The organism is Rhizobium sp. FKL33 (assembly GCF_005222915.1).
In the GTDB taxonomy this organism is placed as follows: domain Bacteria; phylum Pseudomonadota; class Alphaproteobacteria; order Rhizobiales; family Rhizobiaceae; genus Rhizobium_E.
In genome coordinates this window covers 35,345-58,050 of record NZ_STFX01000026.1, presented here as the reverse complement: position 1 = coordinate 58,050, position 22,706 = coordinate 35,345, and the positions used below count along the sequence as shown (strand labels likewise).

General features: G+C 59.6%; 27 protein-coding genes. 21 read left to right on the top strand and 6 right to left on the bottom strand.

Annotated features, from left to right (window positions below; translation table 11 throughout):
- The 10 genes from E8Q41_RS16840 (at nucleotide 1) to E8Q41_RS16795 (ending at nucleotide 9,702) form a co-directional block, all read left to right on the top strand.
- On the top strand, nucleotides 1-2,316 hold the full coding sequence (locus E8Q41_RS16840; protein ID WP_137156721.1) for a chemotaxis protein CheA: 2,316 nt from the start codon (nucleotides 1-3) through the stop codon (nucleotides 2,314-2,316).
- 30 nt (nucleotides 2,317-2,346) lie between these two features.
- Entirely contained in the window at nucleotides 2,347-2,814 is a 468-nt protein-coding gene (locus tag E8Q41_RS16835) for a chemotaxis protein CheW (protein ID WP_137156720.1), read from the top strand.
- A 2-nt stretch (nucleotides 2,815-2,816) separates the two neighbouring features.
- A complete protein-coding gene (locus tag E8Q41_RS16830; RefSeq protein ID WP_137156719.1) occupies nucleotides 2,817-3,719 on the top strand; it encodes a protein-glutamate O-methyltransferase in 903 nt (300 codons plus the stop codon).
- Nucleotides 3,716-4,777: a chemotaxis response regulator protein-glutamate methylesterase gene (locus E8Q41_RS16825; RefSeq protein WP_137156718.1), complete on the top strand. Its 1,062-nt coding sequence runs from the start codon at nucleotides 3,716-3,718 to the stop codon at nucleotides 4,775-4,777. The genes E8Q41_RS16830 and E8Q41_RS16825 overlap by 4 nt, the downstream gene beginning before the upstream one ends.
- Nucleotides 4,777-5,166 (top strand): response regulator, encoded by a 390-nt coding sequence (locus E8Q41_RS16820; RefSeq protein WP_137156717.1) that lies wholly within the window; start codon nucleotides 4,777-4,779, stop codon nucleotides 5,164-5,166. The genes E8Q41_RS16825 and E8Q41_RS16820 overlap by 1 nt, the downstream gene beginning before the upstream one ends.
- Nucleotides 5,163-5,711 (top strand): chemoreceptor glutamine deamidase CheD, encoded by a 549-nt coding sequence (gene cheD, locus E8Q41_RS16815; protein WP_137156716.1) that lies wholly within the window; start codon nucleotides 5,163-5,165, stop codon nucleotides 5,709-5,711. Before E8Q41_RS16820 ends, cheD begins: the two co-directional genes overlap by 4 nt.
- Nucleotides 5,712-5,728: 17 nt before the next feature.
- Nucleotides 5,729-6,118 carry a hypothetical protein gene (locus E8Q41_RS16810; RefSeq protein WP_137156715.1) on the top strand — a complete coding sequence of 130 codons (390 nt, stop codon included), beginning with the start codon at nucleotides 5,729-5,731 and terminating at the stop codon, nucleotides 6,116-6,118.
- 161 nt (nucleotides 6,119-6,279) lie between these two features.
- Nucleotides 6,280-7,989, top strand: coding sequence for a flagellar basal-body MS-ring/collar protein FliF (gene fliF / locus E8Q41_RS16805; RefSeq protein ID WP_137156714.1), 1,710 nt, complete (start codon nucleotides 6,280-6,282; stop codon nucleotides 7,987-7,989).
- A 315-nt stretch (nucleotides 7,990-8,304) separates the two neighbouring features.
- Complete coding sequence (locus tag E8Q41_RS16800) at nucleotides 8,305-8,958, top strand: helix-turn-helix transcriptional regulator (protein ID WP_137156713.1); 654 nt, start codon at nucleotides 8,305-8,307, stop codon at nucleotides 8,956-8,958.
- Between the two features lie 135 nt (nucleotides 8,959-9,093).
- Nucleotides 9,094-9,702, top strand: coding sequence for a helix-turn-helix transcriptional regulator (locus E8Q41_RS16795; RefSeq protein ID WP_246660223.1), 609 nt, complete (start codon nucleotides 9,094-9,096; stop codon nucleotides 9,700-9,702).
- 16 nt (nucleotides 9,703-9,718) lie between these two features.
- On the opposite strand, the gene E8Q41_RS16790 is transcribed toward E8Q41_RS16795, so the two are convergent.
- Genes E8Q41_RS16790 through motA form a run of 6 tightly spaced genes read right to left on the bottom strand, consistent with a single transcriptional unit; the run spans nucleotide 9,719 to nucleotide 14,827 of the window.
- Nucleotides 9,719-10,180, bottom strand: coding sequence for a hypothetical protein (locus tag E8Q41_RS16790; RefSeq protein ID WP_137156712.1), 462 nt, complete (start codon nucleotides 10,178-10,180; stop codon nucleotides 9,719-9,721).
- 5 nt (nucleotides 10,181-10,185) lie between these two features.
- Nucleotides 10,186-11,268, bottom strand: coding sequence for a flagellar biosynthesis protein FlhB (gene flhB, locus E8Q41_RS16785; protein WP_137156711.1), 1,083 nt, complete (start codon nucleotides 11,266-11,268; stop codon nucleotides 10,186-10,188).
- Nucleotides 11,269-11,283: 15 nt separating this feature from the next.
- Nucleotides 11,284-12,318 (bottom strand): flagellar motor switch protein FliG, encoded by a 1,035-nt coding sequence (locus E8Q41_RS16780; protein WP_137156710.1) that lies wholly within the window; start codon nucleotides 12,316-12,318, stop codon nucleotides 11,284-11,286.
- Nucleotides 12,319-12,362: 44 nt separating this feature from the next.
- On the bottom strand, nucleotides 12,363-12,953 hold the full coding sequence (gene fliN, locus E8Q41_RS16775) for a flagellar motor switch protein FliN (protein ID WP_137156709.1): 591 nt from the start codon (nucleotides 12,951-12,953) through the stop codon (nucleotides 12,363-12,365).
- Between the two features lie 48 nt (nucleotides 12,954-13,001).
- Nucleotides 13,002-13,934, bottom strand: coding sequence for a FliM/FliN family flagellar motor switch protein (locus E8Q41_RS16770; protein ID WP_170976519.1), 933 nt, complete (start codon nucleotides 13,932-13,934; stop codon nucleotides 13,002-13,004).
- A gap of 17 nt (nucleotides 13,935-13,951) precedes the next feature.
- Entirely contained in the window at nucleotides 13,952-14,827 is an 876-nt protein-coding gene (motA, locus tag E8Q41_RS16765) for a flagellar motor stator protein MotA (RefSeq protein WP_137156707.1), read from the bottom strand.
- A gap of 216 nt (nucleotides 14,828-15,043) precedes the next feature.
- Here motA and flgF point away from each other — a divergent pair, with 216 nt between their 5' ends.
- The 11 genes from flgF (at nucleotide 15,044) to flgH (ending at nucleotide 22,705) form a co-directional block, all read left to right on the top strand.
- Nucleotides 15,044-15,769, top strand: coding sequence for a flagellar basal-body rod protein FlgF (gene flgF, locus E8Q41_RS16760; RefSeq protein ID WP_137156706.1), 726 nt, complete (start codon nucleotides 15,044-15,046; stop codon nucleotides 15,767-15,769).
- Nucleotides 15,770-15,828: 59 nt separating this feature from the next.
- Nucleotides 15,829-17,181 (top strand): flagellar protein export ATPase FliI, encoded by a 1,353-nt coding sequence (gene fliI / locus E8Q41_RS16755; protein WP_246660226.1) that lies wholly within the window; start codon nucleotides 15,829-15,831, stop codon nucleotides 17,179-17,181.
- Between the two features lie 2 nt (nucleotides 17,182-17,183).
- The gene (locus E8Q41_RS16750) at nucleotides 17,184-17,747 is read left to right on the top strand and encodes a flagellar protein (RefSeq protein WP_137156704.1); all 564 of its coding nucleotides are present in this window, start codon (nucleotides 17,184-17,186) and stop codon (nucleotides 17,745-17,747) included.
- Between the two features lie 173 nt (nucleotides 17,748-17,920).
- Nucleotides 17,921-18,304 (top strand): flagellar basal body rod protein FlgB, encoded by a 384-nt coding sequence (gene flgB / locus E8Q41_RS16745; RefSeq protein ID WP_137156703.1) that lies wholly within the window; start codon nucleotides 17,921-17,923, stop codon nucleotides 18,302-18,304.
- A 3-nt stretch (nucleotides 18,305-18,307) separates the two neighbouring features.
- Nucleotides 18,308-18,727: a flagellar basal body rod protein FlgC gene (flgC, locus tag E8Q41_RS16740; protein ID WP_137156702.1), complete on the top strand. Its 420-nt coding sequence runs from the start codon at nucleotides 18,308-18,310 to the stop codon at nucleotides 18,725-18,727.
- A complete protein-coding gene (locus tag E8Q41_RS16735; RefSeq protein WP_137156701.1) occupies nucleotides 18,724-19,044 on the top strand; it encodes a flagellar hook-basal body complex protein FliE in 321 nt (106 codons plus the stop codon). The genes flgC and E8Q41_RS16735 overlap by 4 nt, the downstream gene beginning before the upstream one ends.
- Nucleotides 19,045-19,053: 9 nt before the next feature.
- Nucleotides 19,054-19,842 (top strand): flagellar basal-body rod protein FlgG, encoded by a 789-nt coding sequence (gene flgG / locus E8Q41_RS16730; protein WP_137156700.1) that lies wholly within the window; start codon nucleotides 19,054-19,056, stop codon nucleotides 19,840-19,842.
- 28 nt (nucleotides 19,843-19,870) lie between these two features.
- Nucleotides 19,871-20,341: a flagellar basal body P-ring formation chaperone FlgA gene (gene flgA / locus E8Q41_RS16725; protein WP_137156699.1), complete on the top strand. Its 471-nt coding sequence runs from the start codon at nucleotides 19,871-19,873 to the stop codon at nucleotides 20,339-20,341.
- A complete protein-coding gene (locus E8Q41_RS16720) occupies nucleotides 20,338-21,453 on the top strand; it encodes a flagellar basal body P-ring protein FlgI (protein ID WP_137156698.1) in 1,116 nt (371 codons plus the stop codon). Before flgA ends, E8Q41_RS16720 begins: the two co-directional genes overlap by 4 nt.
- Entirely contained in the window at nucleotides 21,450-21,998 is a 549-nt protein-coding gene (locus E8Q41_RS16715) for a MotE family protein (RefSeq protein ID WP_137156697.1), read from the top strand. The genes E8Q41_RS16720 and E8Q41_RS16715 overlap by 4 nt, the downstream gene beginning before the upstream one ends.
- On the top strand, nucleotides 21,995-22,705 hold the full coding sequence (gene flgH / locus E8Q41_RS16710; protein WP_137156696.1) for a flagellar basal body L-ring protein FlgH: 711 nt from the start codon (nucleotides 21,995-21,997) through the stop codon (nucleotides 22,703-22,705). The genes E8Q41_RS16715 and flgH overlap by 4 nt, the downstream gene beginning before the upstream one ends.
- Nucleotide 22,706: the final 1 nt, after the last annotated feature.

The following is a 22,706-nucleotide window of genomic DNA, read 5'->3' as shown; positions in this document are numbered from 1 at the left end:
ATGGATATGAACGAAATCAAAGAGATCTTTTTCCAGGAATGCGAGGAACAGCTCGCTGAACTGGAATCGGGTCTGCTCAAGATGAATGATGGAGACACGGATCCCGAAACGGTCAACGCCGTTTTTCGAGCCGTTCACTCCATCAAGGGCGGCGCTGGCGCCTTCGGTCTTGACGACCTCGTGGCGTTCGCCCACGTGTTCGAGACGACTCTGGATTGCGTTCGTTCCAACAAGCTGGATCCCGGTCCCGACGTCATGAAGGTCATGCTCAAGTCGGCGGACGCGCTCGCTGACTTGACCAACGCCGCCCGCGACGGCAGTTCGGTCGATCCGAGCCGGACGTCGGGTTTGGTCAAGGACCTCGAGGCGCTCGCTCATGGCGAACCCTTGCCGAGCGCCGGCGGGGCTGAGCCTGCTCCCAAGGCCGCGCCCGCGCCCAAAGCTGCGGCCCCCGCGCCGAAGCCGGCGGCAGCTGCGCCCGCGCCAACCGATGAAAGCGGTTTCCAGCCCATCCCGTTCTCCTTCGACGATTTCGGCGATGAGAGCGATCCGGCTGCCGCGCCGACCTTCGAAATCAACTTCAAGCCGCGCACCGAGCTCTACACCAAGGGCAACGATGCGGCGCTCCTGCTCCGCGATCTCCGTCGCCTCGGCGACATGAGCCTGCATTGCGATATGACCACGCTTCCGGGTTTCGACAATCTGGAGCCGGAAAACGCTTACTTCTCCTGGAAGATCTGGATCAAGACCGACAAGGGCGAAGACGCCATCCGTCAGGTCTTCGAATTTGCCGAATGGGACTGCGAGCTCGATATCAAGCAGTTGGCCGACGGCGAAGGAATCGGCAAGGAGGAAGCCGAAGAGCTTCCGATGATCCCGATCCCGTTCGATCTCAGCATCCTCGAAGATGATGAGCCGGCAGTGATGTCCGACGATCTTCATGCAGAGGAAGAGGTCGCGTCCGCTGCCGCTGTCGCCAAGCAGACAGCCGCCGCCGCCTCGGAAGTCGTGGCGAAGGTCGAGCGCGCCGCCGCACCCGCCGCTGAAAAGCGCGAACCGGCCGCCGCCGCTGCGGCCAAGGCCGCCGACGCGAATTCGGCCGCCGGCGCCAACCAGACGATCCGTGTCGACCTCGACCGCGTCGACCGCCTGATCAACCTCGTGGGCGAACTCGTCATCAATCAGGCCATGCTGGCCCAGAGCGTCATCGAAAACGACTCGACCGGCACGCAGGGCATCAATATGGGCCTCGACGAGCTGCAGCAACTCACCCGCGAGATCCAGGACTCGGTCATGGCCATCCGCGCCCAGCCGGTCAAGCCCGTGTTCCAGCGCATGTCGCGCATCGTTCGCGAAGTCGCCGACATGGTGGGCAAGTCCGTCCGTCTGGTCACCGAAGGGGAAAACACCGAAGTCGACAAGACCGTCATCGACAAGCTCGCCGAGCCGCTGACGCATATGATCCGCAACTCGGTCGACCATGGCATCGAGAGCCCGGAAAAGCGCGCCGCGATCGGCAAGCCTGCGGAAGGCACCGTTCGCTTGACCGCGAAGCATCGTTCGGGCCGCATCCTGATCGAACTGTCTGACGACGGCGCGGGCATCAACCGCGAAAAGGTCAAGCAGAAGGCCATCGACAACGATCTCATTCCCGCCGACGCCAATCTGTCGGACGAAGAAATCGACAACCTGATCTTCATGCCGGGCTTCTCCACCGCCGACAAGATCACGGACGTCTCCGGCCGCGGCGTCGGCATGGACGTCGTCAAGCGATCGATCCAGGCCCTCGGCGGACGTATCTCGATCCAGTCGCGTCCCGGTCAGGGTTCGACCTTCATCATGAGCCTGCCGCTCACCCTCGCCGTCCTGGACGGCATGGTGGTGACGGTCGCCAACCAGACGCTGGTGGTTCCGCTCACCGCGATCGTCGAAACGCTGCAGCCCGAAGCGAGCGCCATCCACTCCTTCGGCGCGCATCAGAAGCTCATCGCGATCCGCAACTCGTTCTGCCCGCTCGTCGATGTCGGCCGGATCCTCAACTATCGCAGCAACTCGGCCAATCCGGTCGACGGCGTTGCGCTTCTTGTGGAATCGGAAGGCGGTGGACAGCGCGCGCTGATGGTCGATGCGATCCAGGGCCAGCGCCAGGTCGTCATCAAGTCTCTCGAGGCCAATTACACGCATGTGCCGGGCATTGCGGCAGCCACCATTCTCGGCGACGGCCGGGTGGCGCTGATCCTGGACGTGGACGCCGTGGTCGCAGCTTCCCGAGGTCAGTCCTTGAGATCGGAGAGCGCGCTCGCCGCGACGGGTTGAGTATGATGTGAGGAGTTTGGGTTAGTCGGAATGTCGTACACAGCAAAAGCCATATCCCATCAGGGTCGCGAACTCATCGCTTTCCGGATCGGCGATCAGGAGTTTACGGTGAACATCATGTCTGTCCGGGAAATCCGTGGATGGACGCCTGCGACCCCGATGCCGCACACGCCTTCTTACATGCGCGGAGTGATCAACCTGCGCGGGGCAGTCCTGCCGATCATCGATCTCTCGGCCCGGCTGGGTATGAAGCCGGCCGAGCCCACCGCCCGCCACGTCATCATCGTGGCCCAGGTCAGGGACAAGATCGTCGGTCTTCTGGTGGACGCGGTGTCCGACATCCTTACGGTGACGGACGACCTGATCCAGCCCACGCCGGAGATCGCGTCCGATCTCGAAAGATCCTTTGCTCGCGGAATCATCGCGATCGAAGGGAGAATGATCTGTCTGATGGAACTGGAAGCCCTGTTCCACGAGAGTGAAAGCGAAGCTGCGTGACCATGAGTTTAGCTGTTGACCCGCGCCGTAACCAGGAAGAGATCCTCGCAGGAGGTGAGTTTCCGCTGACCCGCCGCGATCTCTCCGAGATCGCCGCGATGATCTATTCGGACGCGGGCATCTATCTCAACGAGACCAAGGCTTCGCTCGTCTATTCACGGCTCTCCAAGCATATCCGGCAACTGGGGCTGCGCGACTTCAGGACCTATTGCGAGCTCGTGTCCTCGCCGAACGGCGCGGCCGAACGCCGGGAAATGCTGTCTTTTCTGACGACGAACTTCACCCGCTTCTTCCGTGAAAACCACCATTTCGATCACCTGCGCACCGAGGTGTTGCCGGGCATGATCAGCCGACTGAAATCCGGCGGCCGCGCCCGCATCTGGTCCGCCGCGTCCTCGGACGGCCAGGAGCCCTATTCGATCGCGCTGACGGCGCTGTCGGTGATGCCGAACATCGCCGATTACGATTTCAAGATCCTCGCCACCGACATCGATCCGAAAATTCTCGCCGCCGCCCGCCTCGGGGCCTATGACGCCAACTCGCTCGAGACCGTCAGCCCGCAGATGCGCAAGCAGTATTTCTCCGAGGTCAACTTCGACGGCAAGCAAAAGTGGCAGGTCAGCGATCAGGTCAAGCGCCTGATCACCTATAACGAGCTCAACCTGATGGCCAACTGGCCGTTCAAGGGCAAGTTCGACGTGATCTTCTGCCGCAACGTGGTGATCTATTTCGACGAGCCCACCCAGGTTCGCATCTGGAACCGCTTCTCCGACCTGTTGACCGACGGCGGCCACCTCTACATCGGCCATTCCGAGCGCGTGTCGGGCGAGGCGAAGGCCTATTTCGACAACACCGGCATCACGACCTACAAGTTCATCGGCAAGTCAGGCGGGAGGAAGACCTGATGTCCCCAGCGCGTGTACTTGTTGTCGACGACTCCCCCACGATGCGGGGCCTGATCTCGGCGGTCCTGAATTCAGATCCGGACGTCAACGTGATCGGCCAGGCGCGTGACGCCATGGAGGCGCGCGCCGCCATCAAGGAACTCAATCCCGATGTCGTGACCCTCGACATCGAAATGCCCGACATGAACGGGCTCGATTTTCTGGAAAAGATCATGAAGCTCCGGCCCATGCCGGTCATCATGGTCTCGTCGCTCACCCATCGCGGCGCGGAAGCCACGATCGCCGCGCTGGAAATCGGCGCGTTCGATTGCATCGGCAAGCCGGCGCCGGGTGACACGCGCCCGTTCCACGAACTGATCGACAAGGTCAAGGCTGCGGCGAAGTCGAGCTATCGTTATCAGTATATGCGCCAGCCGGCGCATCCGGCTCCGGCCGCCAATGTCAATGCGGCCCCTGCAGATTACCGTGTCGGACGCAAAGTGGTGGCGATCGGCTCGTCCACAGGCGGCGTCGAGGCGTTGATAGAAGTTCTTAAGAAATTTCCGGTTAATTGCCCGCCGACTGTCATAACTCAGCACATGCCGTCAACCTTTACGAAGAGTTTTGCGGAACGGTTGAACCGCTTGTGCGCGCCGCAGGTGCAGGAAGCGACCGATGGAGCCCGTCTCGAGATCGGCCGCGTCTACCTCGCGCCAGGCGGCGAGCGTCATATGACAATCGTAAACGCTCACGCGCCCGTGTGCCGTCTGCTCGACAAGCCGCCGGTCAACGGACATCGACCTTCGGTCGACGTCTTGTTCGACTCCGTGGCCGAACTTGCGGGACGCAACGCCGTGGGAGTCATTCTGACCGGCATGGGCCGCGACGGCGCATCGGGACTGTTGAAGATGCGTCATGCCGGAGCGCGCACCGTCGGTCAGAATGAAAAGACCTGTGTGGTCTATGGAATGCCCCGCGTGGCCTTCGAGCTAGGAGCTGTGGAAACGCAACTTCCGCTGACAGCCATCGGGGAAGAAATATTGAAACTTACTGCCGCCCGAAAAGAAGGGAGCGACTGATGTCTATCGCTGAAAAAATCAAAGTCCTTATTGTCGATGATCAGGTAACGAGCCGCTTGCTTCTTAGTGACGCTTTGACCCAGCTCGGGTTCAAGCAAATTACAGCAGCCGGCGACGGGCAACAGGGCGCACAGATCATGGCCCAACAGCCTCACCACCTGGTCATCTCGGACTTCAACATGCCGAAAATGGATGGCCTGGGACTTCTGCAGGCTGTCCGCTCGAACCCGGCCACGAAGAAGGCCGCCTTCATCATCCTGACCGCTCAGGGCGACCGCGCGCTCGTCCAGAAGGCGGCGCAGATGGGGGCGAACAACGTCTTGGCTAAGCCCTTCACCATAGAAAAGATGAAAGCGGCGATTGAAGCCGTGTTCGGATCCCTGAAATGAGCGATGGCTTCAAGCGTGTCCATGTAATCCAAGGCGAGTGGAAAGTCTCGCGAGATCCCGACGTGGTTCTCTCCACGGTGCTCGGCTCCTGTGTCGCCGCCTGTCTGCGCGACCCCGTCGCCGGCGTCGGCGGCATGAACCACTTTCTCCTCCCCGGCTCCGCTGAAGCAATGGCGCAGGGCGGCGACGTGTCGCGCTACGGCGTGCATCTGATGGAGCTTCTGATCAACGGTTTGCTGAAGCAGGGCGCGCGTCGCGACCGGCTCGAAGCCAAGATCTTCGGCGGCGCCAAGACCATTGCGTCCTTTTCGAATGTCGGGCAGCAGAACGCGGAATTCGCGATGCGCTTCCTGAAGGACGAAGGCATCAAGATCGCCGGTTCCTCGACCGGAGGCGACGCAGGTCGCAAGCTCGAATTCTGGCCGGTTTCCGGCCGGGCCCGTCAATATGCGCTCACCGGCGCCGAAACGCAGCGCACCGTGCAGCTCGAAACACGCCCCGTGCCCGCGCCCAAGCCCGCCGAATCGTCGATCGAGTTTTTCTGATCTGGAAGGATCACGCCATGCATTCGAGTGTAGTAACGCATACGGTCCAGATCGAAGAGTCGCTTCCGGAAATCCTGATGCGGGTTGTTTCCGAACTTCACGACGTCGCCTATCTGATCGAGCGGATAGAACCCTTTCTCACCAATGCAAATGGCGTGGACTTCATGGACGCAGCCGACCGCATGATGGTTTTGCAAGGCATCGATCTCGCGGTTCAGAAAACCAGGGGCCTCGCAGAGTTCATCGATACCGTGACGGCCTCCATTCCCGAGGAAACACTGATCGACATCACCACGGCGCTGAACCTGGTCAAGCTTGCCGACATGCAGCGCGCCCTATCCGGAGGCACCCGCCGCGGTCATTCGCAGCCGATCATCAAGACCGCCGGGGACTGTGACCTGTTCTAACGTCGCCTGAGCCACGGCCGATAGGGCGACCGCCGATAAACCGAGGAGTTGGAGGCGAAGTCGCCGCCGGGCGGACAACACCCTCGCGCAAGTTTGAAGCCGTAGAGTGTAGGCAAGGAATGATACCTTGACCTCGTGGCGCTTAACTTCGCGGGAACAGAATGAATCTGTTGAATCAGCTTACGGCTATACTCAAGAACCTGACGTCGCTGGGCATGACCAAGCTCGTGGCCCTGGGCGCGATCTTCGGATTGACCCTCCTGGCGATCCTCGTCGGCAGCTACTATGTCAACAAACCGGGGTATGAGACCCTGTATGTTGGCCTCGAAGCGTCCGACCTCAATCAGGTAGGAATCGCGCTCGCCGAAGGCGGGCTCGACTATCAGGTCGGAACCGATGGCGGCTCTATCGCCGTGCCTGTCGGCCAGACCGGAAAAGCGAGACTCTTCCTCGCTGAACGCGGCCTCCCGAATTCCGCCAATGCGGGCTACGAATTGTTCGACAGTGTCGGTTCGCTCGGTCTCACCTCCTTTATGCAGGAAGTCACCCGGGTGAGGGCGCTTGAAGGCGAAATCGGCCGCACCATCCAGACAATCAACGGCATCAACGCGGCGCGCGTTCATATCGTTATGGCGGATCGAGGCTCTTTCCGTCAGGCGGAACAAAAACCAACGGCTTCCGTGATGATTCGCGCTTCCGAACAGGTCGGCCGTCAGGCCGCTGCTTCCATTCGCCATCTGGTCGCCTCCGCAGTGCCTGGTCTGAATGTGGATGACGTCACCATCCTCGATTCGGCCGGCCAGTTGCTCGCCTCTGGCGACGATCCTTCGAGCAGTTCTCTCAATCGTTCGCTCGGCATCGTCCAGAACGTCCAGCAGGAGATCGAAAGCAAGATCGACAACGCTCTTGCGCCATTCCTTGGCATGGACAATTTCCGCGCATCGGTGACCGCGAAACTCAACACTGACGCCCAGCAGATACAGGAAACGATTTTCGATCCCGAATCAAAGGTCGAGCGCTCGGTTCGCGTGACCAAAGAGGACCAGAAGTCCGAACAGGTATCGCAGGAACAGGCGACCACGGTGGAACAGAATGTTCCCCAGGGCAACGAGAGCGCCGGTGCGGGCCCGAAGTCGTCGGACCAGGCGAACAAGAAAGAAGAACAGACCAACTACGAGATCAATCAGAAGACGGTCGCGACCGTGCGCAACGGCTACACGATCGACAAGCTGTCGGTCGCCGTCGTGGTCAATCGCGGTCGCATCGCCAAGCTCGCCGGCGAACCTTTCGATCAGGCGAAATTCGACAAGATCGTCGCGGAAATGCAGAAGATCGTCACCTCGGCCGCCGGCATCGACGCCCAGCGTGGCGACGTCATCAATGTCTCGGCGATCGACTTCCTCGACAACCAGCTGTTGGATGAAGCGGCGACGTCGGAATCCTTCGCGGACATCTTCATGCGCAATATGGGCACGATGATCAACGCGCTGGCTTTCGTCGCAGTCGCCTTCCTGATCGTTTGGCTCGGCTTCCGTCCGCTCATCAAGGCGATCGGTGGTCCGGAACTTGGCGCGGCAGCCCTTGGCGCCCCCGGCTCGGTGCCGCTCGGCGAAAGCGCAGGACTCGAATTGCCAGACTTCTCACCGCCGACGGTTGGCGGCCCCGGGGCCACGCTTATGGACGGTTTCGGTTCGGACTTCGGCTTCGACTCGACGGACGATATTCTCAACCCGAGCGAAGACGACGGTTCCGGCCTCGCCAAGCGGGTCAAGGAAGGTCCGGAGCGCCGCCTCAGCCGAATGGTGGAGATCAGCGAAGAAAGAGCCGCCAAGATCCTCCGCAAATGGGCGATCCCGGAACAAGCCGCCTGATCCAAAATCACAAAACCACAACAACGCCGGCCCCGCGCCGGCGTTTTTTTGTTTGCAAACAGACCCAGAGCGTCCGAAAACTGGGGGGCTACTTGAGTTAAAGGATTAAAAAATTGTATTCGAGATCGAATCAGTTTCACCATAAAGGCGTTCGGATCTATCGTGATGACGGAATTAGATTGGGGACGCGAAGATGCGTGAACCCACGGCAACCGACCGGGTGGTGAAGTGACCGCTAAGAGCGACAGCGGATCGTTGACGGAAGCATCGGGTTCGCAAAGAGCCCATGTGCACGGGACAATCAGCGCGGACCAGATGCTGGACCGATTGAACAAGAGTGTCTCCGCTCAGGATGTTGCGTCGGCGGCCATGGCGCTGTGCGACTATGTCGGGGCAGAGGGATTTCTTCTCGCGCGACATGAATTGAACAGCGAAGCTGGACTCGACAACATCATCTCGTCCAACTGGCCTTTCGATCTTGTCCGCAACAGAGGGCGCGAACTGTTGGGCAGGCTGTCGCGCAGCACCGAGCTTGAAAAATGCCTGTCCGTTCTCAATCCCGCCTTCTCACTGCTCGCTGACGATCATATGTCTGCCGACCAGGCGGGCCGGGAATATTGTACAATCATCTTCAATGCCGGCCGGACGCGTTACTGCCTGATGTTCATTTGTCCGCAGGATGTAATTCTGTCGCAGCAACGACTACGCGAGACCGGTCTCCTGGCTGGATATCTTGCAAGTCTTCTGTTCCGCGATACTGTCCGCAGCGCCCGAGATATGGATCTGACTGATCGCGAACTGGAATGCCTCTACTGGATTGCCGAGGGCAAGACCAGCGACGAAATCGCCACCATCATCGGAATCTCGAAGAACACGATCAACAATTACATCACCAGCGTCATGCGCAAGACCGCCACTCGCACGAGATCGGAGGCGATCGCCTATGCGGTCCGACACAATCTGGTTTGAGGAGCATCTCCCTTGAAGGATGGCAAAACAGGCATGGAGGGCGGCGCCAAGCGGAACATTCGCTCGCTTAGCCGTTCGGATTTTTTTCCGAGGCTGGTGTCCATGCAGCGAACGGCTCACGCTCGAAATTTCGCCGTGTTCAAGACGAATAATTCTGGTCTTCCTAGCAAGCGCAAGCTTGCCTGCATTCTCGACAATTTTCAGTCAGACAACCAGATCGCCGCGTCCGCCATCCTTGAGCATTACAGCCAGATTTTTCTCGACCATCTCGAGACATCGTCGCTGCCCCTGTTATGGAACGGAGTAGGGGAGGCGCAAACCGCAGAAACGCCCGACTTCACGGGCTTCGTAAGCCGCATCAAGCAGCGAAGCCTTCCCGTCTGCGGCATCGCATTTCCGGTTCGTCTGGGATCGATGGGCAATGGGTATATCGTGTTTTCAGCGAACTATCTCGACCTTGCCTGGGAAACCATTCTCGACCTGCATGGGAAATCGCATCAATTGATGATGGATCTGTTGACGCTCGATGAACGCCGGTCGGCGCCGGACGAAGTCCTGTCAAGTCGGGAGATTGCCTGTCTACAATTGGCCGGTGACGGTTTGGTCAGCGAGGAAATTGCCGTTCAACTCGGTCTTTCGGTGCATACGGTGAACGCCTATCTGTCATCGGCGACAGTGAAGCTGGATTCCGTCAACCGAATCCAGGCGATCGCCAAGGCCATCCGGCTCGGCTATATCGCCTGAATCTCTGTGGCATGTTTTATTGGAGCGCGCTGGCGCCATGCGCCGGGTTGCCTTGCATCTTAGGCGTGATGAAGCGCGCACGCGCCAGACTTTCGGCGAGAAGCGCCGTGTCCTGGTTCGGATCGTCGTTCGGCTCGTGAAATGCGATGTGGTTGATTTCGATGCCTGCCAACTCGTCGGTCAGCGACAACTGCGCATACACGGTCACCGCATCGGCCATGATCTCGAGATCGAGTGAAATTTGCGGCAGCTTGTTCCAGTCCATTTCATAATTGCCGCCAATGCCAAAACGGATCGTGCCCGGCAGGAAATAGAGTTCCGCTGCAGAATTCACGAGATCCGCAATATTGCCCCAGCGCTCGTAACGCAGCAGCGACACAAGGTCCGCAGCGTCGATCAGCCTGAGTTCTGTCGCAACGGGGCGCAACGCCTCGGCCACGATTTTCTCGTGTTCGATGGAGAAAGGGCTTTTTTTCATCGTTTTCAGTGAACCCGTCTGGCTTTATTCTTGGACGCATAAATGCGTTGTATCAGTTCGGCGACGGCCTTGTAGAAGACCGGCGGAATGACACTATCCACCGAGACTTGCGCAAACATGGAGCGCGCTAGAGGCGGATCCTCGAACACGGGAACGCCATTTTCCTCCGCCACCTGGCGAATTTTGAGAGCGATGAGGTCTGTTCCCTTGGCCACCACCACTGGAGCAGGGTCTTCATTTCGTACGTATCGCAAAGCGACCGCATAGTGAGTCGGGTTTGCGATGACGAGCGTGGCGCGCGGCACAGAATTTATCATGCGTTTTCGGGCGAGATCGCGAGCGAAAGAACGCTGACGCTGCTTGATCATCGGATCGCCGTCCGTCTGCTTGCGTTCTTCCTTCACCTCTTCCTTCGTCATCTTGAGCTCTTCATACCAATGATGATGAGTCCAGAAATAGTCGGCTATGGCGATGATCGCTGCAGCGAAGAGGATAATGACGAGAATCGTCCGGACGTCCGACGAGAGCCGCTTTAACAGAAAATCTGGATCCGCATACATCGCGTCGAGGGATTCGAAATATTCCGACCGAAGGCTCAAGCCGACAACCACGCCCACGACCAGAATTTTGATCAGCGACTTGCCGAACTCCACCATGCCCGGCATGCCGAACATGCGGCCGAAGCCGCTGACCGGATCGAGGCGGGAAAATTTCGGCGCGATTCGCTCAAGAACGGGCGTCGGAAGATTCTGCAGGATAGAGGCCGCGATGCCAAAAGCCGCCATGAGAATGAAGGCGGGGGTCACGATTGCGGCCGATTCCCAGAAAATGCGGCCAAACAGAGCCACGATGTCGGTGCCGGTTTCGAATCGCCATTGCTCGGGCTTTTCAAACACGCCCCTCAGCGTGTCCCAAAGCTTTGCTACGCCGTTTGGCAGGAAGAAGACGAAGTAGACGTAGATGCCGAGCGTGGAGGCGAAGACGGTAATTTCTCGAGAAAAGGGCACATTGCCCTTCTCGGCGGCTTCCGTATAACGCTTCTGGGTTGGCGCTTCGGTTTTGCTGTCCTTGTCGGCGCTCTCGGCCATGCCCGTCTACTCCAGTCAGGCCGCTTCGACCGAGCCTCCGGATTCCTTCAGCTGGATCTGGCCGCCGGCGGCCAGGCGAATCGCTTCCTGGGCGATCGAGCGCCGCGCGATCGCAATATTGCGCGGGTTGGCGGTGTTGTCCGGCGCTCCAAGATCCGATTCGATCATGCGGCGCTGACGCGCGCCGATTGAAGACAGGACGGCTTCGCGGATGTCCATCGACGCGCCCCGAAGCGCCATGGTGATGACGTCGCCGGCGATATCGTTGAACAGCAGGACCCTGCTGCGCTGCGGCATGGCAAGAAGGTCTTCGAACAGGAAGATCTTCGGGCGCACCTTCTTGGCGGCTTCCTGGCTGATGGCTTCGAGCGAATCGAGCAGGTTTTCGACCTGGTTCTTCTCGAGTTCGTTCATCAGTTCAGCCACCTTCATCGTACCAGGCGCATTGCGTTCGGCGTTGAGGTCGCGGAGGATTTCGTGGACGCGGTTCTCGATGACCTGAACCGCCTTCGGGTTCACGTCCTTGAGGTTGACCGTGCGGTTGAGAATGTCGGCGCGGCGCCCTTCCGGCATTTCCAGAAGCACCTTTGCGCCTGCCGAAGACGGCATCATCGACATGATGTAGGCGATGGTCTGCGGATGCTCGTTGATCAGATACTTCGCAACGAAGGCAGGTTCGGCGCTTTCCAGCTGTTCCCAGATCGTGGTTTCGAAAGCTTGGAATGCAGCGCGTCGTCCGAGCAGGCCATCGACTTCGTCCGGCGTCAGGCCTTCCTCGAGAATGCCCTCGATCGCCTTGGCGTTGTCCATCAGACCCGTGCCTTCGGTGAACAGGTCCTCGAATTCGTTGACGAGATCAATCAACTCGTTCGGTGGGATCTGCCGCAGGCGCTGCGCGGAATGAATGATGACCTGCAGTTCGGCTTGGGTAAAGTATTTAAGTAATTTTCCGGCGACCTGTCTGCCCATGGCGAGCAACACTGCAGCAGCCTTTTCAGGCGGCGTCAGCGTGCTCGCAGACGTGGTCTCAAAACTGTCGAAGTCGAACATATCGACGCTCCCCCGGAATCATTCCGGTTTGTAACTCTGATACTCTAAGGCTTGCCGCTCGGCTTAACTTCCAACAGCTTGATGCCGAAGCGGGTTTCATCATTCTCCATAACGGTGATTTCACCACGCCCGATGAGCCTTCCATTTACGATCAGATCGACCGGTTCGCCAATTTTCCGATCCAATGCAATAATGGCCCCTTCGGTCAGATTCATCAAGCCGGAAACCTGCATTTTGCTAGTTCCTAGAATGATTTGAACATCAATTGGGATGTCCTTGATCAGATCCAGGTTCGCATGCAGCGCGCTGCCGGGCTCGGCGACGGCGCCCATGGATGCGCTGCTCCCGAAGTCGTCGCCTCCGAAGCCCGAATCACCGAAGTCCCCGCCGAAGCTGCCGCCGCCGAAATCGGAGCCGCCGCCGAAGTCGGTTTCCATCGGCGTTTCCGATGTTGAAAAATCGCCGCCGGCGTCGCCGCCGCCGAATTCTGCGCCAAAATCCCCCCCGAAATCGGAGAGGCCGTCTTCATCGGCTTTCAGAACGCCGCGAAGGTCGTCGATCGCCTGATCGAGCTCGGCGTTTGCGTCGCCGGTTCCGATTGCTTCTTCTTCGATTTTTGCTTTCTTCGGTGCCATACGATCATCATTCCAGTTAAAACTTGCGCAAGGCTTTTCTAGACCTGATCAGGAGAGCAGGTCTCTGAGAAGGTCCTGGTCGGAACCAGAAGATTCCTTCACGCGAACGGTGTAATTATTGCCGGCCCGGCCGAATTCGCAGCTGTAGAGATCCCGCCCATTGGCGCTGACCTGGGCGCGAACATCGTCCGTGTCGAGGAAGGGAATAACGTCGCCCGGCTGCAGCTTGGCGATGACGCCGAGAGTCAGGGGCGTCAGATGGATCCGCGCCTCGACCTTGACGTCCGAGCGGCGCACCTGGTCTTCCAGAATCTCGGCCCAGTCGTTGACCGCTTTGGCGGCCGCGCTCGCCACCGGCGGGCGGACCTTGGTCTTGAGCAGCGTTTTCTGCGGGATGACGATTTCGAAATGCGAGGTCAGGTCACCGAACTCTATCTTCATCCGGATCAGCGCCGCAAACATGTCGACATAGTCTTCTGCAGGTTTTGGCCGGTTCTTGATGTTATAGGGTCGGGTGAGGATCGGCTCATAATTGCCCGGGGCGTCAACGGCGGATTTGATCACCTGGGCGATCTTTTCCATGATCAGCGGCGCCATTTCGAGTTCGATCGACGACGCCGGACGCGCCTCGACTTTACCGAGTGAAGCGGGATCGCCGCCCATCAAGGCCTCGACCATCGCGATAATCGCGGATGAGGAGCAGGCGATTGTGAAGTCCGGGCACCAGTTCTTGAGCGATCCGTCCATCAGCACCGTCCCGGGCGCCATGTCGGAAATCATGTCGTTCTTGTAGCCGCTTTCGCAGCGTTCGAAGTAGAAGCTCATCTTCTGCTGCGTTTCCATCTCCACGAGGTCGGGGAGAAACGCGGTGAGAACCTGGCCCAGTTCGAGACACACTTTGGAGATCGCCTGGTTGCTGCCCAGTTCTCCCGTCAGCAGAGCGTAGACCTTCGGGTCTATCGCCGGCGCTTGAGTTCGCATTGCCACACCCTCCGTCATCACGCCGCCTTTTCGCCGCCGCCGCCCGGATTCATCATTTCCTGCTCAACCGCGTCGATCGACGGGCGCTCATAGGAGGAAATAGTCTTGCGGCCATATTCGAGCGCGACCTGGGGCACGGAGCCGTTCATGTATGCGATCAGCGTCTGCTTGACGATCACGTAGAGACGAAGCTGCTTACTCCGAACCGCTTTGATCATATAGATCAGCGGGTTCATGATGCAGTAGGAAAGTAGAATCCCGGTAAACGTTCCGACAAGTGCCGCGCCGATCAGATGGCCCAGAACTTCAGGCGGTTCCGTAATGGCGCCCATGGCGTGGATAACGCCGAGAACGGCGGCCACGATACCGATGGCCGGGAAGGAGTCGCCCATGTTCTGAAGCTGGGTGAAAGCCTTCATCTTGTCGTGGTCGATGGTCTGAATTTCTTCGTCCATCAGCGCTTCGATTTCGTGGCTGCGCGCATTGCCGATGATGATCAGACGGACATAGTCGCAGATGAAAGCTCTGAGTTCGGTATTCTTGAGAACCGACGGAGAATTCTGGAAAATGGTGGATTCATCGGGATTGTCGATATGCGCTTCGATCTCGTTGCGCGATTTGGTGCGCAGGTCGCGCATCAGCGCATACAGACATCCAAGCGTATCCAGATAGTTGCGCTCCTTCGGCACGGCGTTCTTGAACGCCTCGCCGATTGCCTTGCCCGAATCCTTGATGACTTTCATCGGCGTGCCGGCAATGAAGGCGCCGAGGCCGCAACCGATGATGACAAGGAATTCGTAAGGCTGCCAAAGCACTTCAAGATGGCCGCCCGTCGCAAGGAAGCTGCCGATGATGCAGCCGAAAACAATGACCAAGCCGATAATGATGTTCATGACGCCGCCTGCGCTGATCTCACAATAAATCCAGCTTTGGATACGGTTTCTTGCTTGTGTGAAGCTGTTGGATCGGGCCCTTCCTTCGGGGTGTCGAGGGGACAGTTTCGCGCAAGCGACGTCGCCGATATTTCCCCCAAACAGGGAGTCGCGGTCTCAGCGGCTTTCGCTCGAGGCAGTGTATCACCGGGTATGAGACCCGGTCAGAGGGCGAGCATGGAAACCAGTCTTTACGTTGCGCTGTCGTCACAGCTGTCGCTTGAAAAGCGGCTCAACACAATCGCCGACAATCTCGCCAACATGAACACGGTCGGCTTCCGGGCGACCCAGGTGAAGTTTGACGAGGTGATGACCAAGGCTGAAGGCGCGCGCGTCGGCTACGTCTCGCCTGGCGAAGAGTATCTCTCGGCGGACAACGGCGCGATCACCCAGACCGGAAATCAGTTGGACTTCGCCACCAAGGGCGATGTCTGGTTCTATGTGGCGTCTCCCGCCGGCAATGCAGTGACCCGCGACGGGCGCTTTTCGATGCTGGAAACCGGCGATCTCGTGACGCTCGAAGGATATCCGGTTCTCGACGCCGGCGGCGCGCCGATCCAGCTCAACGCGCAGGGCGGCACGCCCACGGCGTCTACAGACGGAATTCTCTACCAGGATGGAAGACCTGTCGCGACGCTCGGGCTGATGTCGGCCAATATTGGCCCCAATTTCACGCGCGCGGGCAACTCGGCGGTCATCCCCACCGAAGCGCCGCAGCCCGTCGTCGATCGGGCGGACGCAGGCGTGCTTCAGGGCTATGTCGAGCAAGCCAATGTCAATCCGCTCAAGCAAATGACCGAAATGATCACCGTGCAGCGGACGTTCGACTATGTCACGCAACTGATGCGCGACAATGAAGGCTCGCTGACCAGCGCGATCAAAACTCTCGGCGGGGCGTCCTGATCGGGCGGATTTGAATGGATAGGTTGATGGAAGAGAAGACAGGGAGCGCCGGCGACAGGATGGCCGCGATCGGCGCCCTGTTCCAGCGTTTCAATCAACCGGGCGCGCTTGTCGCGCATGCGGGGCGGGTCAAGACAATCGCGGCTGGGCACTACACGGTTACGGGCCTGTCCCGGCATGTTCGCCTCGGCGAATTCGTCGCACATCGCAGCGATTCCGGGATTCACCTTGGCGAGGTCGTGCGCGTGGAGCCGGATCTCGTCTATGTCTGCCCGATCGAGCCTGGTGATCCGATCGGCATAGACGACATTATCCTCAAGCGAGGCGCCTTCCGGCTCAATCCCGACGATAGCTGGTGCGGACGCACCGTCAACTCGCTCGGCGAGCCCATCGACGGACTCGGTCCGATCGCACAGGGACGCGTTGCGCGGTCTATTTCCAACACGGCGCCGCCGTCGATGACCCGACAGCGGGTGTCGAAGGGCTTCCGCACCGGTGTGCGCGCCATCGATATCTTCGCTCCTCTCTGCCACGGTCAACGCCTCGGCGTCTTCGCCGGATCGGGTGTAGGCAAGTCGACGCTGTTGTCTATGCTCGCCCGCGCCGACGCCTTTGATCGCGTGGTGATTGCGCTGGTCGGCGAACGCGGTCGTGAAGTCCGTGAATTCATTGAAGATACGCTCGGACCGCATCTGAAGAAGTCCGTCGCTGTGGTCGCGACCTCCGATGAGAGCCCGATGCTGCGCAAGATGGCGCCGCTTTCGGCGGTGACCATCGCCGAACATTTCCGCGACGAGGGCAAGAATGTGCTGCTCATCGTCGACAGCGTCACCCGTTTCGCCCATGCGATCCGAGAAGTGGCGACAGCGTCCGGCGAGCCGCCGGTGGCGCGCGGTTATCCGGCATCGGTGTTCACGGAACTGCCGAAACTGCTCGAACGCGCCGGCCCGGGGCCGGAAGGCGCGGGAGCGATCACCGCCATCATTTCGATCCTGGTCGATGGCGACAACCATAACGACCCGATCGCCGACGCCGCCCGCGGCATTCTGGACGGTCATATCGTCTTGGACCGCGCGCTGGCTGAAGAAGGCCGCTATCCGCCTATCGATCCGCTGGCCTCGATTTCGCGTCTTGCCCGCAAGGCATGGACGCCGGACGAAGAGAAGCTGGTGTCGCGTCTGAAGACGCTGATCCACAAATATGAGGAAACGCGCGACCTTCGATTGATCGGCGGTTATCGCGCCGGCGCGGATCCGGACCTCGACATGGCGGTCAAGCAGGTGCCGCCGATCTACGAAATCCTGAAGCAAAGTCCTGGAGAAAGGCCGGCCCGCGACGCGTTCGCCGATCTGGCCTCCGCGCTGAAGAGCGCCAACCAGCCGGGTAACGGCGCCAACGGGCGCCCGAGGTGACAATGACAGATTTTGACGCAGACGAACCCGTCGCTCCGCCCAAGAAAGCGCTGCGCAAGCCGTTTTGGACCGTAGACCGCATCATCGGCTGGTCCGGGGCCGCGCTCGCGATGACGGCGGCCTTCTTCCCCTGGTACGTGTTCTTCAATGAGGACAAGTTCGGCATCCATGTCGCGGTTCGGGAATTGTCGCGCGATCTTCCGGAATGGGCGGGCAGGGCAATCGTTAACCCGTCGCCGGCGGCCATCGTCGACCGCGACGAGAAGAGCGGCGATCCGCTTGGCGGCGAAAAGATCATTACCGGCTCTGTTCCCGACATCGGCAAGGATTTTGGCGAGGACAGCGGCGTGTCTCCCCTTGATCAGGCCTTTCCGGGCGACGCCATGAAATTCAAGGTTCTGCACGTCGCCAACGGCCGGGCGATGATCGAGGACAAGGGCGGCGTCTATCTTGTCCAGCCCGGTTCGGTCCTGCCGGACGCCTCCAAAGTGGCGTCGCTCGAACAGCGCGACGGCAAATGGGTTGTCGTGACCGACCAGGGAACTGTCTACGGCGTCGGACAGTAACGGCGCTCGCGGACGTGGTGAAACGCTATGGGCGGCCTGTGCCGCCCATTTTTGCGTTTTGCGGCCAGACCCTGAAAATTGCGGCTTCCGGGACAAGTCCCGCGCAAGATTCTGTCTCTATGGTCCATTGTGTCATGAAGACAAAAGTTCGGTCATGAAGACGGAGAACACCTATGCAACCGATTCAACTATTTGAATTGGCGTCGCGACAGGCGGAGTGGCTTTCGGTTCGCCAAGGCGCCGTATCCGGTAATATCGCCAACGCCAACACGCCGGCCTTCAGGGCCAAAGACGTCGCGCCTTTCGAATTCGTGTTGCAGAACCAGACGACGCCGATGGCCGCGACCAATCCGGCCCATTTTTCCGATACGCCGACCTCGACCTATGTGGTCCAGTCTGACGAGGACAAGAAGGCGGTCGCAAAGCTCTCCGGCAACTCTGTCGATCTCTCCGAAGAATTGATGAAGCAGGGTCAGATTCGTCGCGACTACGATCTCAACACCGCAATCGTCAAAGCTTTCAACAAGATGATGCTGACGGCCGTGAGGAAGGGGTAATCTATGGATCCGCTTTCTGATTCCCTCGCCATCTCCGCTTCGGGCCTTTCCGCCCAGTCGACGCGTCTCCGCGTCGTGTCGGAAAACCTCGCCAATGCGCGCTCCACCGGCGACACGCCGGGCGCCGATCCCTATCGACGCAAGACCATCAGCTTTGCGGATGAACTCGATCGCGCCTCGGGCGTGGAGAAGGTCCAGGTGAAGCGGATCGGCGTCGATACGTCAGATTTCGTGACCGAATACGAGCCGGGCAATCCCGCCGCCGATCCGAACGGGAACGTGAAATATCCGAATGTGAACGTGCTGCTCGAAATGGCCGATATGCGAGAAGCAAACCGTTCCTATGAGGCCAATCTGCAATCCATTCGTCAGACCCGCGATCTGATCTCCTCAACCATCGATCTTCTGAGGTCATCACAATGATTGAATCCATCAGCGCATTGAGCGCCTCCCTGGCCTCTGAATCCAAGAAGATCGGCGAGATGGCCGAGATCCAGCCCTCCATGGAAGCCGGCGCCGCGAGCGCCAGCTTCGCGGATTTCATGTCGAATATCGGCACGTCCTTCGTCGACAATCTCAAGGCGGCCGAGACCAAATCCATGGACGGCATGCTCGGCAAGGCCAGCGTTCGCGAGGTCGTCGAGACTGTCATGACCGCAGACCAGACACTGCAAACGGCGATGGCGTTCCGCGACAAGGTTGTCTCGGCCTATCTCGACATCGTGAAGATGAACATCTGAGGGTAACGAATGAGAGCGCTATCGATCGCCGCCACCGGCATGAACGCACAGCAGACCAATCTCGAAGTGATCGCGAACAACATCGCGAACATCAATACGACGGGTTACAAGCGCGCGCGCGCCGAATTCACTGATCTTCTCTACCAGACGGATCGCGCGGCGGGGGTTGCCAACACAGCAAACCAGGCCACGGTGCCCGAGGGCATCAATATCGGCCTCGGCGTCAAGACCTCGGCTGTTCGCAACCTGTTCGAGCAGGGCGATCTCAGCGAAACCAGCAACAACTTCGATATGGCCATCGTTGGCCGTGGGTTCTTCCAGATCCAGGCTCCGGATGGCTCTACCCTCTACACGCGTGATGGCGCGTTCAACAAGAACGAGAATGGCGAATTGGTGACGGCTGACGGCTATCTCGTCATTCCCACCATCACTGTTCCCAGCGATGCGACCGAGATTACCATCAACCGCTCCGGCGAAGTCTACGCGACGATCGGCACGGATACGACCCAGACGCAGCTTGGCCAGCTGCAGCTCGCCAATTTTGTCAACGAAGCGGGCCTCAAGGAACTCGGCGGCAACCTCTATCAGGAAACCACCGCCTCGGGCACAGCGATTGTCGGCGTCGGCGACGACACGGGCTTCGGCTATGTGAAGCAGGGCTATCTGGAAAGCTCGAACGTGGATTCGGTCAAGGAAATCACGGATCTGATCTCGGCCCAGCGCGCTTATGAAATGAACTCGAAGGTCATCACCACCGCGGACGAAATGTCCAAGACGGTGAGCCAGAGCATGAAGTAAGGAAAAGTGGACCACCATGATGACAGGCATGCGGCATAAGAGACATGGGCTGAGGGCGCTGGCGTTGGCCATGGCGTCTTTGGCGATGGTGGGCTCGGCGACGGCTGCTGATTTCGGCATGGCGGTCGTCCCCACTCAAATCATCTATCCCGGCCAGGAAATCACCGAAGGCCAGTTGAAGACGGTGCCGGTCACCAACCCCAACATTGCGCCCGGCTACGCGCAGAAATTGTCGGAAGTCACGGGGTTCGTGACAACCCGGACGCTTCTCCCCAATCGGACGATCATGATCGCCGCGTTGCGCGAAGCGTGGGCTGTCCGCCGTGGCGACAAGGTCATCCTCGTCTATGACAATGGCGGCCTCAAGATCACGGCGGCGGGCACGCCGCTCAATGACGGCGTGGTCGGCGACCTCATCAAGGTTCGCAACACCGATACCGGCGTCATCATATCCGGCACGGTCAGGCCGGACAGTTCGATCCTGGTGGTGCAGAAATGAGAAAAATCGTCGCCCTGATCCTGGCAAGCCTGATGACGCTGTCGGCCGCCTCGCCTTCGCACGCGGCGGCGACCGCGCGCATCAAGGATGTGGCGTCCTTGCAGGCCGGCCGCGACAACCAGCTGATCGGCTATGGTCTTGTCGTCGGCTTGCAGGGTTCCGGCGATAGTCTGCGGTCTTCGCCCTTTACCGAACAATCGTTGCGCGCAATGTTACAGAATCTCGGCATTTCCACGCAGGGCGGCGAAAACCGCTCCAAGAATATCGCCGCCGTCATGGTCACCGCGACGCTTCCGCCTTTCGCCAGCCCTGGCAGCCGCATGGATGTGGCGGTCAGTTCGCTCGGCGACGCCACGTCGCTACGCGGCGGCACGCTGGTGATGACATCGCTCACCGGCGCGGACGGACAGATCTACGCCGTCGCTCAGGGCCCCCTGATTGTCTCCGGCTTCTCCGCATCGGGCGACGCGACGCAATTGACGCAAGGCGTGGCGACTGCTGGCCGCGTGCCGAACGGCGCCATCATCGAACGCCCCCTGCCGTCGCGCTTCAAGGATTCGGTCAATCTCGTTCTGCAGTTGCGCAATCCCGATTTTTCGACGGCGGTGCGCATGACCGACGCAATTAATGCTTTCTCGAGCCAAGCCTATGGCGGACCGATCGCTTCCGTGAACGATTCGCAGGAAGTCGTCGTCGAGAAGCCCCGTCGCGCGGATCTCGCCCGGTTGATGGCGGAAATCGAGAACCTGCCCATTGATACCGACACACCGGCAAAGGTGGTTGTCAACGAACGCACGGGGACGATCGTGATCGGCGCGGATGTCCGCATCTCCGAGGTCGCCGTCAGCTATGGCACTTTGACTGTTCAGGTCAGCGAAAACCCGACCGTCGTGCAGCCGCTGCCCTTCTCGAACGGCGAGACAGCCGTGCAGCCGCAGACGGACATCATCGCCCAGCAGGCCAACAGCAAGGTGGCGATTCTCAAGGGCTCCAACCTGAAGACGCTCGTGTCCGGGTTGAATTCGATCGGGGTGAAGCCTGACGGCATCATCGCCATTCTCCAGGGGATCAAGTCGGCGGGTGCGCTGCAGGCGGAGCTTGTGTTGCAATGACGAATAAGTCGAAAACCTTGACGGTCGGACTTCGAATGGCGCTCGTGATGGGGTTATGCCTCGGCATTGGCCCGATGACGGCCATGTCTGCCGAAGAAAATCAGGAAAAGTCCACGCCAAAGCCGGCGGTCAAGACGGCGCGCGAGGAAATTCGCGCCTTTTGCGCCAACATCGCCGACGCCGCGCGCGATCAGCGCTATGCCCTTCAAAGGACAGAACTCGAAAAGCTGCAGACGCAGGTCGACGAACGCATCGCCGTTCTCGAAAAGCGCAAGGCGGAATACGAAGACTGGATGAAGAAGCGTGACGCCTTCTCCAAGCAGGCGGAAGCCGGGCTCGTAGACATCTACAAGAAGATGGCGCCGGACGCAGCCGCGCAGCAATTGGAGCTCATCGATCCCAATCTGGCGTCGGCGATCGTGATGAAGTTGAGCCCAGCCAAATCCAGCCTGATACTGACTGAAATGGAAGCCAAGAAGGCGGCATTGGTCGCCTCGATCATCTCGGCGGCCGGTAATCGCAGCACATCGAGAGACCCGTCATGAATTATAAACTCTTTTTGATGGCGGGCTTTGTTGTCGTCGCGGGATGCAACGCCAAGTCGGTCAAGGAGCTCAATCGAGCGCCGGCTATGAGCCCGATCGGCACCGGTCTGCAATTCACCAAGACCAACGAGATGGGCCAATATCCCAAGCAGCCGTCTCAAATCGCCACTGGGTACTCGCTGTGGAGCGACTCCAAGGCGGCTCTGTTCAAGGACGCCCGCGCCCTCAAGGTCGGCGATATCCTGACCGTGACGATCGAAATCGACGATTCGGCGACGTTCGACAACAAGACGGACCGCAGCCGTGACACGTCCTGGAAGAAGGGGTACTCGGTCTCGAACACGGGCATTATCAAAGATATCGAAGCGGACGGCTCTTTGAGCAACAGTTCGTCCTCGTCATCGACCGGCGACGGCTCGATCGAGCGCAAGGAAAAACTGTCGTTGCAGCTCGCCGTGGTCGTTACCGGCGTGCTCGACAACGGCAATCTTCTGATCAGCGGCTCGCAGGAAGTGCGGGTCAACCAGGAAATCCGCGTTCTCAACCTCGCCGGTATCGTTCGCCCGCAGGACGTCGACGCCGACAACAAGCTGTCCTACGACAAGATTGCCGAGGCGCGCATCTCCTATGGCGGCCGCGGCCGTCTGTCCGAAATCCAGAACCCGCCGGTGGGTCAGCAGGCGGTCGATATCTTCGGCGTTTTCTGAC

Coding starts and splice junctions, on each gene's coding strand:
- E8Q41_RS16770 (WP_170976519.1), bottom strand. CDS start 13,934: ATGCGAACTCAAGCGCCGGCGATAGACCCGAAGGTCTACGCTCTGCTG.
- E8Q41_RS16720 (WP_137156698.1), top strand. CDS start 20,338: ATGAGAAAAATCGTCGCCCTGATCCTGGCAAGCCTGATGACGCTGTCG.
- flgB (WP_137156703.1), top strand. CDS start 17,921: ATGCAACCGATTCAACTATTTGAATTGGCGTCGCGACAGGCGGAGTGG.
- flgA (WP_137156699.1), top strand. CDS start 19,871: ATGCGGCATAAGAGACATGGGCTGAGGGCGCTGGCGTTGGCCATGGCG.
- fliF (WP_137156714.1), top strand. CDS start 6,280: ATGAATCTGTTGAATCAGCTTACGGCTATACTCAAGAACCTGACGTCG.
- E8Q41_RS16810 (WP_137156715.1), top strand. CDS start 5,729: ATGCATTCGAGTGTAGTAACGCATACGGTCCAGATCGAAGAGTCGCTT.
- flhB (WP_137156711.1), bottom strand. CDS start 11,268: ATGGCCGAGAGCGCCGACAAGGACAGCAAAACCGAAGCGCCAACCCAG.
- flgG (WP_137156700.1), top strand. CDS start 19,054: ATGAGAGCGCTATCGATCGCCGCCACCGGCATGAACGCACAGCAGACC.
- E8Q41_RS16800 (WP_137156713.1), top strand. CDS start 8,305: ATGCTGGACCGATTGAACAAGAGTGTCTCCGCTCAGGATGTTGCGTCG.
- motA (WP_137156707.1), bottom strand. CDS start 14,827: ATGAACATCATTATCGGCTTGGTCATTGTTTTCGGCTGCATCATCGGC.
- E8Q41_RS16820 (WP_137156717.1), top strand. CDS start 4,777: ATGTCTATCGCTGAAAAAATCAAAGTCCTTATTGTCGATGATCAGGTA.
- E8Q41_RS16840 (WP_137156721.1), top strand. CDS start 1: ATGGATATGAACGAAATCAAAGAGATCTTTTTCCAGGAATGCGAGGAA.
- flgC (WP_137156702.1), top strand. CDS start 18,308: ATGGATCCGCTTTCTGATTCCCTCGCCATCTCCGCTTCGGGCCTTTCC.
- cheD (WP_137156716.1), top strand. CDS start 5,163: ATGAGCGATGGCTTCAAGCGTGTCCATGTAATCCAAGGCGAGTGGAAA.
- flgH (WP_137156696.1), top strand. CDS start 21,995: ATGAATTATAAACTCTTTTTGATGGCGGGCTTTGTTGTCGTCGCGGGA.
- E8Q41_RS16835 (WP_137156720.1), top strand. CDS start 2,347: ATGTCGTACACAGCAAAAGCCATATCCCATCAGGGTCGCGAACTCATC.
- E8Q41_RS16750 (WP_137156704.1), top strand. CDS start 17,184: ATGACAGATTTTGACGCAGACGAACCCGTCGCTCCGCCCAAGAAAGCG.
- E8Q41_RS16780 (WP_137156710.1), bottom strand. CDS start 12,318: ATGTTCGACTTCGACAGTTTTGAGACCACGTCTGCGAGCACGCTGACG.
- fliN (WP_137156709.1), bottom strand. CDS start 12,953: ATGGCACCGAAGAAAGCAAAAATCGAAGAAGAAGCAATCGGAACCGGC.
- E8Q41_RS16735 (WP_137156701.1), top strand. CDS start 18,724: ATGATTGAATCCATCAGCGCATTGAGCGCCTCCCTGGCCTCTGAATCC.
- E8Q41_RS16830 (WP_137156719.1), top strand. CDS start 2,817: ATGAGTTTAGCTGTTGACCCGCGCCGTAACCAGGAAGAGATCCTCGCA.
- fliI (WP_246660226.1), top strand. CDS start 15,829: ATGGCCGCGATCGGCGCCCTGTTCCAGCGTTTCAATCAACCGGGCGCG.
- E8Q41_RS16790 (WP_137156712.1), bottom strand. CDS start 10,180: ATGAAAAAAAGCCCTTTCTCCATCGAACACGAGAAAATCGTGGCCGAG.
- E8Q41_RS16715 (WP_137156697.1), top strand. CDS start 21,450: ATGACGAATAAGTCGAAAACCTTGACGGTCGGACTTCGAATGGCGCTC.
- flgF (WP_137156706.1), top strand. CDS start 15,044: ATGGAAACCAGTCTTTACGTTGCGCTGTCGTCACAGCTGTCGCTTGAA.